Annotated in this window: 10 protein-coding genes; 8 read left to right on the top strand and 2 right to left on the bottom strand. The window is 59.2% G+C overall.

Going from position 1 to position 13,379, the window contains the following annotated elements; genetic code table 11:
- The first annotated feature begins 144 nt into the window (after window positions 1-144).
- The 3 genes from ACOCLD_RS14230 (at window position 145) to ACOCLD_RS14220 (ending at window position 3,190) form a co-directional block, all read left to right on the top strand.
- On the top strand, window positions 145-858 hold the full coding sequence (locus ACOCLD_RS14230; protein ID WP_422909628.1) for an AzlC family ABC transporter permease: 714 nt from the start codon (window positions 145-147) through the stop codon (window positions 856-858).
- Window positions 858-1,187: an AzlD domain-containing protein gene (locus ACOCLD_RS14225; RefSeq protein ID WP_422909627.1), complete on the top strand. Its 330-nt coding sequence runs from the start codon at window positions 858-860 to the stop codon at window positions 1,185-1,187. The genes ACOCLD_RS14230 and ACOCLD_RS14225 overlap by 1 nt, the downstream gene beginning before the upstream one ends.
- A 128-nt stretch (window positions 1,188-1,315) precedes the next feature.
- A complete protein-coding gene (locus ACOCLD_RS14220) occupies window positions 1,316-3,190 on the top strand; it encodes an MFS transporter (protein ID WP_422909626.1) in 1,875 nt (624 codons plus the stop codon).
- Between the two features lie 69 nt (window positions 3,191-3,259).
- Here ACOCLD_RS14220 and ACOCLD_RS14215 read toward each other — a convergent pair whose 3' ends face one another.
- Window positions 3,260-3,994 (bottom strand): phosphoadenylyl-sulfate reductase, encoded by a 735-nt coding sequence (locus ACOCLD_RS14215; protein ID WP_422909625.1) that lies wholly within the window; start codon window positions 3,992-3,994, stop codon window positions 3,260-3,262.
- Between the two features lie 187 nt (window positions 3,995-4,181).
- Here ACOCLD_RS14215 and thrH point away from each other — a divergent pair, with 187 nt between their 5' ends.
- On the top strand, window positions 4,182-4,799 hold the full coding sequence (gene thrH / locus ACOCLD_RS14210; RefSeq protein WP_233685145.1) for a bifunctional phosphoserine phosphatase/homoserine phosphotransferase ThrH: 618 nt from the start codon (window positions 4,182-4,184) through the stop codon (window positions 4,797-4,799).
- Between the two features lie 54 nt (window positions 4,800-4,853).
- Here thrH and pabB read toward each other — a convergent pair whose 3' ends face one another.
- Window positions 4,854-6,203, bottom strand: a complete 1,350-nt coding sequence (gene pabB, locus ACOCLD_RS14205; RefSeq protein ID WP_422909624.1) for an aminodeoxychorismate synthase component I — start codon at window positions 6,201-6,203, stop codon at window positions 4,854-4,856.
- 163 nt (window positions 6,204-6,366) lie between these two features.
- On the opposite strand from pabB, the gene ACOCLD_RS14200 reads away from it, so the two are divergent.
- The 4 genes from ACOCLD_RS14200 to ACOCLD_RS14185 all read left to right on the top strand — a co-directional run bounded on the left by ACOCLD_RS14200 (window position 6,367) and on the right by ACOCLD_RS14185 (window position 13,341).
- Entirely contained in the window at window positions 6,367-9,081 is a 2,715-nt protein-coding gene (locus ACOCLD_RS14200; RefSeq protein WP_422909623.1) for a LuxR C-terminal-related transcriptional regulator, read from the top strand.
- Window positions 9,078-11,801, top strand: a complete 2,724-nt coding sequence (locus tag ACOCLD_RS14195) for a LuxR C-terminal-related transcriptional regulator (protein WP_422909622.1) — start codon at window positions 9,078-9,080, stop codon at window positions 11,799-11,801. Before ACOCLD_RS14200 ends, ACOCLD_RS14195 begins: the two co-directional genes overlap by 4 nt.
- Before the next feature lie 243 nt (window positions 11,802-12,044).
- Window positions 12,045-12,491, top strand: a complete 447-nt coding sequence (locus ACOCLD_RS14190) for a DUF6160 family protein (protein ID WP_422909621.1) — start codon at window positions 12,045-12,047, stop codon at window positions 12,489-12,491.
- An 88-nt stretch (window positions 12,492-12,579) separates the two neighbouring features.
- Entirely contained in the window at window positions 12,580-13,341 is a 762-nt protein-coding gene (locus tag ACOCLD_RS14185) for a C39 family peptidase (RefSeq protein ID WP_257779494.1), read from the top strand.
- Window positions 13,342-13,379 lie beyond the last annotated feature (38 nt).

Here is a 13,379-nt window from a genome sequence, read left to right as displayed (position 1 = left end):
AGATCCTGGGTAGGCGATGTGGGCAGTCTAGCCAGTGCGTGTTGAGCTGTATTGCGGCAGGTCAGCCAGCGGCGTTATAGCTGCGCAAGATTGTTCAAGACGCCGCGGCCGCGATGCGCCAGGCTATGCAGCAAAGGAGGGCGCATGAGCCGTTTGCAACAGTTTCTCTATGGGGTGCGCGACAGTATCCCGATGATTGTCGGCATTCTGCCGTTCGGTCTGATCTATGGCGCGTTGGCCAGCCTGGCCGGGCTGAGCCTGGGGCAGGCGCTGGGTATGTCCTTGCTGGTGTATGCCGGCTCGGCGCAGTTTATTGCCATCAGCCTGCTGACCCTGGGTAGCGGCGCGGTGGTGATTCTACTCACCACGCTGGTGGTCAATCTGCGCCATGTGCTCTACAGCGCGGCGCTGCAACCCTATGTCGGCCGTTTGTCACAGCGTTGGCGGGTGCCGCTGGCGTTCGGTTTAACCGATGAAACCTTTGCCGTGGTGCAGCGACGTTACCTCTCGCGCGGTATGACCGAGCACGGCCAGTGGTATCACGCCGGCGTGGCGCTGGCGTTGTACCTGTCCTGGGTGTCCAGCTCACTGGTGGGGGCGTTGTTTGGTCAAAGTGTGCCGAACCTGGCGGGCTGGGGGCTGGACTTCGCCATGCTGGCGACCTTTATCGGCATTGTGGTGCCGGCGCTGCGCAATCAGCCGCAGATTGCTGCGGCTCTGGTGGCCGGTGCGGTGGCGCTGCTGTGCCACGCCTGGCCTTATAAGCTGGGGCTTATGGCGGCTGCGCTGAGTGGCATCGTGGTCGGTGTATGGCTGGAGCAACGCAAAACGCCAGTGACTGTCGGGGAGGGCGCGTGATGGAAACCTGGTTGCTGATTGTCGGTATGGCGCTGATCACCTTTGCGATTCGCTACAGCCTGTTTGCCTTTCCTGATCTGCGGTTCCCGCCGCTGGTGCGCCAGGGCCTGCATTACGTGCCGACCGCCGTGCTGAGTGCCATTGTGCTGCCGGGCATGCTGATTCCCGATGGCCAGCAGTGGGCGTTCAGCCTGGACAATGCCTACCTGTTGGCCGGGCTTGCGACTATTGCCATTGCTGCGCTGACCCGGCATTTGCTGGCGACCATCGGCGGCGGTCTGCTGGTGTTCTTTATCGTGCGTTGGTTGTTGGGGCAGTTGCCCTTGTAGGCAGGGTTATTTGCTGGCTGGATTTGTAGAAAATGCAGCAAAAGGCGGTTTTGCTGTGGCTTTGTCGGGTGTTCTTGCAGTCAAATGCCTGACAACCCGCTTGGCCACTGCAGACAGGTACACGGACGATGACCGAACAATCACAATTCGCATTGCTGGGTAAAAAACGCTTTTTGCCGTTTTTCATCACTCAGCTGTTGGGTGCTTTCAACGACAACATCTTCAAGCAGTCATTGATTCTCGCCATTCTGTTCAAGATCAGTTCAGGGGCTGACAAGTCCTTACTGGTCAACCTCTGCGCGCTGTTGTTTATCCTGCCATTCTTCCTGTTCTCGGCCCTCGGCGGCCAATTCGGTGAGAAATTCGCCAAAGATTCGCTGATCCGCAAGATCAAGTTCGCCGAGATCGTGATCATGTTGCTCGGTGCGATCGGTGTGCTGCTCGGCAACCTGCCCATGATGCTCGCAGTGCTGTTTGCCATGGGGACGCAGTCGGCGTTGTTCGGCCCGGTGAAGTATTCGATCCTGCCGCAGCACCTTGAAGAGCAAGAGCTGGTGGGCGGCAACGCGCTGGTGGAAATGGGCACGTTTCTGGCCATCCTCGCCGGCACCATTGGCGCGGGGATCATCATGGCCAGTAGCGGCTACGCGCATATCGTCGCAGCCTGTGTGGTGCTGGTGGCGGTGTTTGGCTACCTGGCCAGTCGCGGCATTCCTGCCGCATCGGCGGCAATGCCGCAGCTCAAGCTGGATTGGAACATCCTGCGTCAGTCCTGGCTGATCATGAAACTCGGCCTGGGCCAACGTCCGGCGGTGTCGCGTTCGCTGGTGGGCAACTCCTGGTTCTGGTTTCTCGGTGCGGTGTACCTGACGCAGATTCCGGCCTATGCCAAAGAATGGCTGTACGGCGATGAAAGCGTGGTGACGCTGATTCTCACGGTGTTTTCGGTCGGCATCGCGCTGGGCTCGATGCTCTGCGAGCGCATGAGCGGGCACAAGGTGGAGATCGGCCTGGTGCCGTTCGGCTCAATCGGCCTGACCCTGTTCGGCATTCTGCTCTGGTGGTTCTCCGGTGGCTTCCCCGAGGCGGCAGAGGCGCATGACTGGCTGGCGGTGCTGAGCATTGGTCAAGCCTGGTGGATTCTTGGCTCGATCCTCGGCATCGGTTTGTTTGGCGGCTTCTACATCGTGCCGCTGTATGCGTTGATCCAGTCGCGTACCGCTGAGCATGAGCGGGCGCGGGTGATCGCCGCCAACAACATCCTCAATGCGCTGTTTATGGTGATCTCGGCGATTGTCTCGATCCTGTTTCTCAGTGTCGCCGATCTGTCGATCCCGCAGCTGTTCCTGACCATTTCGCTGATGAACATCGCGGTCAACAGCTACATCTTCAAGATCGTCCCCGAATTCAGCATGCGCTTTATGATCTGGCTGCTCAGCCACTCGATGTACCGGGTTGAGCACAAGGGGTTGGACGCGATTCCCGACGAGGGTGCGGCGGTGCTGGTATGCAACCACGTGTCGTTTGTCGATGCGCTGCTGATTGGCGGTGCGGTGCGCCGGCCGGTGCGCTTTGTCATGTATTACAAGATCTACAACCTGCCGGTGCTCAACTTTATCTTCCGCACCGCTGGCACCGTGCCGATTGCTGGGCGCAACGAAGACCTGCTGATCTATGACGCCGCGTTCAAAAAAATCGCCGAATACCTGCGCAATGGTGAAGTGGTGTGCATCTTCCCTGAGGGCAAACTGACCACTGATGGCGAACTGAATGAGTTCAAGAATGGCATCGAACGCATCGTTGCGGAAAACCCGGTGCCGGTGATTCCAATGGCATTGCAGGGGCTGTGGGGCAGCTTTTTCAGCCGTGACCCGCACAAGGGTTTCTTTAAGCGCCTATGGTCGCGCATCACTCTGGTAGCGGGCGAGCCGGTGGCGGCAGAAGCGGTCAAGTGCGAGTTGTTGCAGGCGCAGGTCAGCGCCTTGCGTGGTGAACGGCGCTAGCCTTTCAGATAGAAAAAAAGCCCGCCAATCGGCGGGCTTTTATGGGGCTGATGTACCAAATTACTTTTGTCAGTTCTTGGTGATCAGGTTGCCGGCGTGCAGCCCGCATTCTTTCTGTGTGGCTTCCTCCCACCACCAGCGGCCTTCACGTTCGTGCTGGTTTGGCAGAACCGGGCGCGTGCAAGGTTCGCAACCGATGCTGATAAAACCGCGCTCATGCAGGCTGTTGTAGGGCAGCTCCAGCATGCGGATATAGGCCCAGATATCTTCGCTGCTCATCTGCGCCAGCGGGTTGAACTTGTACAGGGTGTTGTCGGCAGTAGAAAAGGCGCCGTCGATCTCAACCACCGCCACCTGGCTGCGTGTGCCGGGGCTCTGGTCGCGACGTTGGCCGGTGGCCCAGGCTTTTACCGTGGCGAGTTTGCGGCGTAGTGGGGCGGTCTTGCGGATGCCGCAGCATTCACCATGGCCATCCTTGTAGAAGCTAAACAGGCCCTTTTCCTTGACGAAGGGCTCCAGCGCGGCGGCATCCGGCGAGAGTATTTCGATGCTGATGTTGTAGTGCTCGCGCACCTGATCGATAAACCGGTAGGTTTCTGGGTGCAGGCGGCCGGTGTCGAGGCTGAAAACCTTGACGTTCTTGTTGAGTTTCCAGGCCATGTCGACCAATACCACGTCCTCGGCGCCGCTGAAGGAAAGCCACAGCTCATCGCCAAAGTGCTCGAAGGCGAGTTTGAGAATGTCCTGGGGCGATTTGTTGGCGTAGCTCGCCGCCAGTTCGGCTGCGTCGAAGGGGTGGCTCATCGGCTGAATTCCTAGTTATGGTGACGTCATGCGTCTTGTGCGGCGATGGTAGCAAAAGCTGCTTATGCGTCTAAATAACCAAGCCAGCAGTGTACCTATGATTCAGGTATAAGGCTTCGCGTTGCAGACCCTGAATCGAGTCGCTAGAGTGCCGCCTTCTCAAATAAATCCAAGCTAGGAGTGTCCTGTGGAAATCGCGTGTCTCGACCTGGAAGGCGTGTTGGTCCCGGAAATCTGGATCGCCTTCGCGGAAAAAACTGGCATCGAATCGCTGAAAGCGACCACCCGGGATATTCCGGACTATGACGTGCTGATGAAACAGCGCTTGCGCATCCTGGATGAGCATGGCCTGAAGCTGTCCGACATTCAGGAAGTCATTGCCACGCTCAAGCCACTGGACGGTGCTGTGGAGTTTGTTGACTGGCTGCGCGAGCGTTTTCAGGTGGTGATTCTTTCCGACACCTTCTATGAGTTCTCCCAGCCGCTGATGCGTCAGCTGGGTTTCCCCACGTTGCTGTGCCACAAGCTGATCACCGATGAAACCGATCGTGTAGTGGATTACCAGCTGCGCCAGAAGGACCCCAAGCGTCAGTCGGTGATTGCTTTCAAGAGTCTTTACTACCGCGTGATTGCGGCGGGCGACTCATACAACGACACCACCATGCTCAGCGAAGCCCACGCCGGTATCCTGTTCCATGCGCCGGACAATGTGATTCGCGAATTCCCGCAGTTCCCGGCGGTGCACACCTATGAAGACCTCAAGCGCGAGTTCCTCAAGGCGTCCAACCGCCCACTGAGCCTGTAATAGGCCCGGTATTGAAAAGCCCGCTTTTGCGGGCTTTTTTGTACGTGGGTGTTTTCAGTCGCAGAACTGTTCCAGTGTCTCCAGCAGCACCCTGACTTTGGTAATCGACTCCTGGTATTCAGCCTGGCCATTGGAGTCGGCGACGATGCCACCGCCGCCCCAGCAACTTATCTGTCCGTCCTTGGCCAGCAGGCTGCGGATGGCAATTGAGCTGTCCATTTCGCCGCGCACATCCAGGTACAGCAGCGATCCGCAGTAAAGCGCGCGGCGGGTCGGCTCCAGTTCGTCGATGATCTGCATGGCGCGAATCTTTGGTGCGCCGGTGATCGAGCCGCCAGGGAAACTGCCGGCGATCAGGTCCAGGGCATCTTTATCCGCTGCCAGCTCTCCGGTGACGGCGCTGACCAGGTGATGCACGTTGGGGTAGCTTTCAAGCGCGAACAGCTCAGGCACTCGTACTGAGCCGACGGTGCAACTGCGGCCCAAGTCATTGCGCAGCAGGTCAACAATCATCAGGTTCTCTGCGCGATCCTTGCGGCTGCCCAGCAGCGCGTCTGCCTGGGCCTGATCCTGCTGCGGGTCGGCATGCCGTGGGCGGGTACCCTTGATCGGCCGGGTTTCCACCTGGCCTTCGCTGATGCGCAAAAAACGCTCGGGTGACAGACTGATAATGGCACCGCCTTGCGGCAGTGCCTGATAGCCGGAAAAGGGCGTTGGGCAGGCCTGGCGCAAGGCCTGGTAGGCCGTCCAGGGCGAGCCTTGATAGGGCGCCCGAAAACGTTGGGCGAAATTCACCTGATAGCAGTCGCCGGCCTGGATATAAGCCTGGATGCGCGCGAAGCACTGCTGGTACTCGGCTTCACTGATGTCTGACCGGAACGGTTCAAGCAACTGGAAGGCCTGGGGTGAGGGGGCTGTCGGTGTGTTGAACAGTTCGCTCAGGCGTTGCCGCTCGCTCGCAGCCAGGCTGGGGTGAAACATCAGCTGGCTGCACTGCTGCTGGTGGTCGGTGATCAGGGCCCAGGCGTACAGGCCAAAGCGCGCATCTGCCAGGCCAAGGTCATCGACGGCCTGGGCCGGAAGCTGTTCCAGACGCCGCCCGAAGTCGTAACTCAGGTAGCCAATCAAGCCGCCGACGAACGGAAGCGGATTATCCGCCGGGGGTTGGCATGCTCCGAGGCTGGCAAGGCTCTGGCGCAGGCGTTGCAGGAAATCGTTGGCCGTTTCGTCAGGCGTCGGTGCCAGCTCTGCCAATGGCCAGGCGCTGATAAGGTCATAGCGTCCACGCTGCGCGGTCGGGCGCCCAGCATCCAGCAGCACCGCGCCGGGTGCTTGCATGACGCTGTTGAAGTAATACGAAGGGTCTGCGTGGTAAGGCAGAGCCTGTACAAGGCAAGTAGGCATATGACAGGTTCAAGGTGCGCGGACGCCGATTGTAGAACGTCGCCAACATTCATCCTAGAGCTTGCGCGTGGGTTTACTCGGGATGCTTGGGCTCATTAGTATGGGTAGGTCCCCGGATGTTCGATGTGACTAATAAAACAATAATTACTACGGGATCAAGGCCATGGATGAAGTAATGGATCCTGCCGCTGGGAGCCTCTTGCGTGCCAAGCTGATGCCCCCTCAGGCGTCAGCTGATTATCTGCTCAGACCACAGCTGGAGTCGGCCCTGTGTGCCAACCCCCATGCGCGGGTATTGCTGCTGGCCGCTCCGGCAGGCTTTGGCAAAACCAGCGCACTGGTTGCGCTGGCCCAGGCGCGGGCGCAGAGCGGTCAGGCCGTGGCCTGGCTGTCGCTTGGCCCAGGCGACGATGAACCGTCGCGTTTTCTGCTGCAACTGATCGAAGCGCTGGCGAGCCTGCTGCCGGGTTTTGGTAGTGAAGCCCTGGCCTATCTGCAAAACACCATGCGGGTGCCGGTTTCTGCGGTCATGGAAAGCTTGTTGGTGGACCTGGCGCAGCTGGACACTCCGCTGTTGCTGGTGCTCGATGACCTGCATCTGATTCAGGATGCCGAGCTGCTAGGTGCCCTCAACCGCCTGATCAAATTCGCTCCCGAAGGTTTTACCCTGGCCATCGGCAGCCGTTCGCAACCGGCGCTTAACCTGGCCACCTTACGTGCCAAGGACCTGCTGGTGGAGATCGGCGAGCAGGAGTTGCGCCTGAGCAAGGCGGAAACCCGCGATTACCTGCAGCGCTGTGGCCTGCAACTGGATGCGGTGGCGTTTTCTGCGCTGTACAGCCAGACCGAAGGCTGGATGGTGGGTGTGCATCTGGCCAGTCTCTGGTTGCGTCATCAGCCCCAGGCCGCGGCACAGATTGCCGATATGGGCACCGATCAGGCGGCGGTGGGTGCCTACCTGCTGCGCAGTGTGTTTGAGCAATTGCCCGCCGACAAACAGGAGTTGCTGCTGGCCCTCGGGGTGGCGCAGCAACTCAGTGGCGATCTGGCCAATGCGCTAACTGGGCGGCATGACGGCCAGCATCTGCTGGAAGAGCTGGAGGCCATGCAGCTGTTCCTCCTGCCGCTGGACCGCGAGCGCCAGTGGTACCGCTTCCACAATCTATTTGCCGAGTTTCTGCGCGGTCGCCTGAAAGAGCGCGACCCGGAACGCTTCAAACAACTGCATTTCAATGCCAGCCTGTGGTTCACCAATCATCATATGCAGAACCTGGCCATCGAACATGCCTGCTTGGCCGAAGACCCGGAAATGCTCGCAGCACTGGTCGATGGTTGCGGCCTGGAGCTGATCAACCGTGGTCAGCTCAACCTGATCTACAAATGGCGTCAGCATGTGCCGGATGAGATTGCCGAGCGCTTTCCGGTGCTGGTGCTGGCGGATGTCTGGACCCGTGCGGCCGAGCTGGGTCTGGTCGAAGCCAACCGCATGCTTGATGAGCTGCTTGAGCGTTGGGGAGAGGCCAAGGTTAGCGGGCCGTTGAGCGACAAGCTGCTGGCGACCCTGGCGATCAAGTCGGTTATCGCCTTGCAGAAAGATGACTTGCAGACCTGTATTGCCCTGGCGCGGCGCGTCGAAGTGCAGCTGGGCCAGCACACGGCCTTTCTTGAGGTAGCGATGCTGATTGTCGGTGCATTGGCCAATGTGATGATTGGCCAACCGGATCAGGCCAAGCGCCTGCTGGCCCTGGCGCAGCAGCGCAATCACTTTCTCGAAGGGCGCTACCTGGATATGCAGCTGGCCAACGTCGAGGTGCTGCTTAGCCTGGAGCAGGGACAGATCCGTCAGGCCGAACTGCTTTTTGCGCAGCTGCGTGCGCGGGTTATTCCCTGGTTCGCCGACCGCTCTCGTGCACTGGCGCTGCCGACCATTACCGAGGCCCTGATTGCCTACAACCAGGGTCGCCTGGAGGGCATTGAAGAGCGCCTGCGCTGGGCGCTGGCCACGGTCGACGTGATCAACCCGATCGATCTCTACGCTCAGGGTATGTTGTGCATGGCCCACGTGCAACGCATGCAGGACAACCCCAAGGATGCCTACGCCAGCTTGGTGCTGATGCAGAACCTAGCCGCGCGCAATCAGTCCTGGCGCTTTTACGCCCAGGCGGTGGCCGATGAGGTGGTGCAGATTCTGCAGGAACCGGCGGCGGACCGGCTCAAACGCGCCGAACAACGACTTAAGACGGTGGACTGGCACAAGCTGGCCGAGCATTACCAGCATATGCGCTTCAACCCGGTGCTCTGGGTGCGCGGCCTGACCCGTATTCGCTTGCAACAGGCGCGTGGCCATTACAGCGAAGCGCTGCACGAAATCACCCAGCTGCGCGGCATGTTGCTGGATAACTGGCATGGCCTACAGCGCTTGCGCCTCGATCTGTTGGCTGCGCTGAGTTACCAGCGCCTGGGTTATCAGGAGCGGTCGCAAAGCCTGTTGGTGCAATGCCTGATCGGTGCCGAGCGCGAAGGTGTGCGCAGCCTGTTTGTCGAGGAGGGCGAGGCCATTCGTCTGCTGCTGCAGCAGCTGGAGGCCGCCGAACGCCAGCCTGCGCTGCAAGGGTTTATCCGCAGCCTGCTGGCCATCTGGCCAGGTAACAGCGCGCGGCAATCGCTGGACGTGCTTGAGGAAGGGCTGACCGAGCGTGAGCGTGAAGTGGTCTGCCTGGCGGCTCAGGGTATGTCCAATGATGAGATCGGTCAGCAGCTGTCACTGGCGCTGGGGACGGTCAAATGGCACCTGCACAACATCTACGAAAAGCTCAAGGTGCGTAACCGCACACAAGCCATCCGCCGCGCCCGTGAACTGAGTCTTCTGGATCTATGAACAGCCAATCATCGCCCCGTCAGGGCTCGTTGCCGTTACTGCGCACCAAACTGTTTCCCGCCGAGTCAGCCGGGCGGCCCATGCTGGCCCGCTCGGCGTTGCTTGATCGGTTATTCGAGGCCCGTCAGCAGCGGCTGATTCTGCTCAGCGCGCCAGCGGGTTTTGGCAAAAGCACGGTGCTCAGCCAGTTTCGTTTGCGCTTGCTGGAGAGCGGCGCGCGGGTTGCCTGGCTGTCCTGCGATGAGGCTGACAGTGAGCCGCAACGCCTGCTGCATTATCTTATCGCGGCCATCGAGGCACAGTTGCCAGGCTTTGGGGCCAGTACTGCGCGGTTGCTGCGCGATGATTTGAGCGTGCCCAACGAGGTGCTGCTGGATTCCTTTATTGCTGATCTGAAGAAGGTGCAGGGCGATCTGTACCTGATCTTCGATGACTTCCACCGCGTGCGGCATGTTGATCTGGGGCCGTTGGTCAATTACTTCGTCAAACAGGTGCCGGCCAATGTGCGGATGATCGGCAGCACTCGCCATCAACCGCGCTTTCTGGGAGAGGTGCCGGCCAATGTGCCTTGGGCGCTGTGGGTCAAGGCGGATGAATTGCGCCTGACCCGGACGGAGACCGAGGCGTATTTTCGTGAGTTGAAGCAGATAGAGCTGGGCAGTGCCGAACTGGACCTGTTGCATAGGCGCACCGAAGGCTGGGTCACGGCGCTGCATCTGGTGGCGTTGGCGCTGGCCCGGCAGCCTGAACGCAGTGCTTTCCTCACGAAGCTATCGGGTACCGAGCGCAATATCGCCGATTACCTGGCCGAGGACGTGCTGGATCACCTGCCGCAGGAGCAGCAGCTGTTTCTTGACCAGACCTCGGTGCTGGATGAATTCAATGCCGAGCTGTGCAATGCCCTGACGGGGCGTAGCGATGGTTCACAGATGCTGCGTCGGTTGCAGGCCGCACAGCTGTTCATCATTGCCCTGGACGAGCAGGGTGAATGGTTTCGTTATCACCACCTGTTTGCCGAGTTTCTTCAGGGCCGGCTTAGCCGCAATGGCGACCCTACGCATTTGCTGCATGCCGCTGCGCGCTGGTGCGAAAGTCATGAGCTGGCAGACAAGTCGGTCAAATACGCCTTGCGCGCGCGCGATTACAGTTTTGCCGCCGAATTGCTGGAACGGCAGGGCGCGAGCCTGATTGCCAGCAATCAGGTGTACGGCATTCTGGCGGTACTCAAGGATGTGCCGGCAGAAGTGATTTGCGAGCACCCGGTGTTCCAGATTTTCTATGCCTGGCAGCTGGCCTTCGAGCAAAAATATGCCGAGGCTGAGGCGCTGATCGAGGAGGTCAGTACACGGTTGATGCAAGGGCGTGGCAAACCAATGCACTTCGGGCTGGCAGTACTGCTGGCGGTGGCTCAGGTGCTCAAGGCGCTGGTGCTGCTGTATCAGGACAAGCTGGAGGCTGCGCTGAAGGTTGCTCGTCATTGGCTGGCCTTGGTGCCAGATAATCAGCCAATCTTTCGCGCCAGCCTGTCGTGCATCCAGGCGGCTGCGTACGCTTTGCTTGGCGAGTTTGGTGATGCGGCCAAATCGATTGCCGTGGCGCGTGACAACCTGCAGCAGGCCGACAGTGAATACCTGCATGCGGTGGTCAGTCTGATCGAGTCACTGATTTGCAAGGAAATGGGCCAGCCTGAGCGCGGCCGGGTACTGGCCGAAAGTGCACGGGCGCGGGTCGAGCAGGTGTTTGGTCGGCGCAGCCGGGTGGGTGGGCCGTTGGCGCTGGCCTATGCCGATCTGCTTTATGAACAGGATCGGCATGCGGCGATTCTTGCCGAGTTGCCATTGGCCACGACCTGGCGTGATGTGGCGACCCCGGTTGAGTTGATTAGCCGCGGCAAACTGGTAATGGCCAAGGCGCGTTTCTTTGCCGGCGAGGGTGAGTCGGCGCTGGCGGAGCTGGATGAGTGGCTGGCCGGTTTGCACGGCCCTGGCTACGAGCGCGTCTATGCCCTGGGTATGAGCTGCAAGGTGCAGTTCCTGCTCTGGTTGCGTCGGCCGAATGAGGCTGAACGCACTTGTCTGCAGCTGCAGCGCCACCTGGCTGTACTGCCTGCGGGGCGCTATGCCGATGCAGAAACCGTACAGGCACTCTCTGAAGCGCGTCTGGCACTGACCGAGCGGCGCGCTGACAAGGCGCAAACGGTGCTTGAGGCCAGCCTGGCCAAACAGACGGCTGAACATCAGCGCGATCGGCGCCTACGTCTGGCCCTGTTACTTTCTGTGGCGTATTGGCGCAAAGGTAACAGCGACAAAGCCTTCGCTCTGTTCAAACAGACCCTGGAGGATGCCTGGGGCAGTGGTTATCGGCGCATCTTCCTGGATGACGCGCTGTGGCTGTTACCGCTTTGGGACGCCTGGCATGCGGCTGAGTCCAAGCGCGCGGGTGTCTGGCAGGGGCTGGCTGAACAGCTGCGTGAACAATGCCGTCGGTTATCCATCGATCTTGAAACTTTTGATGAAAATCAAGATGTTAGCCATAGGGAGCGGGAAATTCTGCGGTTTGTCGCCGCCGGATTGTCGAATCGCGACATTGCCCAGGCGGTGCACCTGTCCGAGGCAACCATCAAATGGCACCTGCATAACCTGTTCGCCAAGCTTGGGGTGCGTAGCCGTACTCAAGCTGTTCTGAAGGGTAAAAGCCTGGGGTTGTTGAGCGAGGCTTGAGAAATGTCGGTGTTGGTGGTGGTAAACGGCGCTCCATCCCTTGGATGGGCTGGCAGCCAGGGCAGGCACCAGTAGCTTTAGCGTCAGGACGAGAAGCATGTTGCTTCACGATTCCAAGCCTGACGCGAATAAGGAAGCAGTGTCAGACCTGGTAAGTGGCGTGAGCCGCTGGAGCTGAGAAGGACAGGAGTCCAGAGCAGCCTGCCGGGGACAACCCATTAGTGAACTGTGGAGACAATAACAATGAAAACCCTCAAACAACTGGCTCTGGCTACCGCTGTTCTGGCTGTTCCTTTCATGGCTCAGGCTGAGCTCAAGGCCATGGACGACAGCTCCCTTTCCTCCGTAACTGGTCAGGCTGGTATCAGCATTTCTGGTAACTTCAACGGCAGCATCGGCAAGATCAGCTACATCGATGATGGTAATAGCCTGAATCTGGAAACTGTTGCTTTCAGCGGTTTTAACATTGCTGATAATGCCCCAGTCAAGGTGGATGTTGTGAGCACTGATATCACGCCTGCCGGTGGTGGTGCTGCTGTGCCTACTCAACAACTGCAGATTAGCCTGCCAACCATCAATGGCGAACTGAGCGTCGGTGCTATCCGTCTTGGCACTGGTGCCAGCATTGGTGGCCTGGCGATCAACGATATGAACATGGCCGGCACCACCGTTAAAGTCTGGGGCCACTAAGTTCGCTTAGTTGTTGCGTGTGATGAAAAGTCTTACCGGTTTTGGCCGGTAGGACTTTTCTCTTGCTGGAGAGGAGTGCGGTTGGCTGATGATCGAGATTCTGCTGGGTAGCCTGATCGGTGTATGGGGCTTTACCGAAGCGGTGGATACCAAACCGCCGACACCAGGTACTGTGCATATCAATCAGCATTTGCTGCCGAACGGCCCCTTGCGTGAGACGGTGACACTTGAGCCGTTGAGCCAGTTGCAGTTTCGCAATGTGATTCGGCAGGCCTATGACTACAGCTGCGGTTCGGCTGCCCTGACTTCGTTACTGGATTATTTCCTTGGCCGTAACCTGCAGGAGCGCCAGGTGATGGAAGGCCTGCTGCAGTTTGGCGAGGCCGACAAAATCGTTGAGCGGCGTGGTTTCTCCCTGCTCGATATGAAGCGCTTTGTCACTGCGCTGGGTTACAAGAGTGGCGGTTTTCGCGCAGCTTTTGCCGATCTTGATGAGCTTGAACACCCAGCCATCGTGCCTATCGAATATGCCGGCTTTAAGCACTTTGTGGTGGTGCGCGATGTGTACAACGACCATGTGTTTGTTGCCGATCCGGCGTTGGGCAATATCAGTTTTACCCGGACACGTTTCGAGGAAATCTGGGATCAGAACGTAGTGTTCGTGATTTTCCCCAATGGTAATGAACCACCCAATGCCCTTGCCTTGAGCGAGCAGGACCTGCGCATCATTGACGATCGCACCGTCAGCTTGCTGGCATTTCGTGAGTTCCCGCAAATGACCAAGTTCATCGACAACCAGGCCACAGAACTGGGGTCGGGGGGCGACATTCGGTATATCCGACGTAAGTAATAACGCCCGGCATAACAATAATATTTGGGGGCTGTGCC

Origin of the sequence: Pseudomonas cimarronensis (assembly GCF_049331905.1) — a bacterium.
Taxonomy (GTDB): Bacteria; Pseudomonadota; Gammaproteobacteria; order Pseudomonadales; family Pseudomonadaceae; genus Aquipseudomonas.
This window is presented reverse-complemented; position numbering and strand designations above follow the sequence as displayed.

What these genes read in the sequence shown, in the direction of transcription:
- ACOCLD_RS14230 (WP_422909628.1), top strand. Translation starts at nt 145, where the DNA reads ATGAGCCGTTTGCAACAGTTTCTCTATGGGGTGCGCGACAGTATCCCG.
- ACOCLD_RS14225 (WP_422909627.1), top strand. Translation starts at nt 858, where the DNA reads ATGGAAACCTGGTTGCTGATTGTCGGTATGGCGCTGATCACCTTTGCG.
- ACOCLD_RS14220 (WP_422909626.1), top strand. Translation starts at nt 1,316, where the DNA reads ATGACCGAACAATCACAATTCGCATTGCTGGGTAAAAAACGCTTTTTG.
- ACOCLD_RS14215 (WP_422909625.1), bottom strand. Translation starts at nt 3,994, where the DNA reads ATGAGCCACCCCTTCGACGCAGCCGAACTGGCGGCGAGCTACGCCAAC.
- pabB (WP_422909624.1), bottom strand. Translation starts at nt 6,203, where the DNA reads ATGCCTACTTGCCTTGTACAGGCTCTGCCTTACCACGCAGACCCTTCG.
- ACOCLD_RS14200 (WP_422909623.1), top strand. Translation starts at nt 6,367, where the DNA reads ATGGATGAAGTAATGGATCCTGCCGCTGGGAGCCTCTTGCGTGCCAAG.
- ACOCLD_RS14195 (WP_422909622.1), top strand. Translation starts at nt 9,078, where the DNA reads ATGAACAGCCAATCATCGCCCCGTCAGGGCTCGTTGCCGTTACTGCGC.
- ACOCLD_RS14190 (WP_422909621.1), top strand. Translation starts at nt 12,045, where the DNA reads ATGAAAACCCTCAAACAACTGGCTCTGGCTACCGCTGTTCTGGCTGTT.
- ACOCLD_RS14185 (WP_257779494.1), top strand. Translation starts at nt 12,580, where the DNA reads ATGATCGAGATTCTGCTGGGTAGCCTGATCGGTGTATGGGGCTTTACC.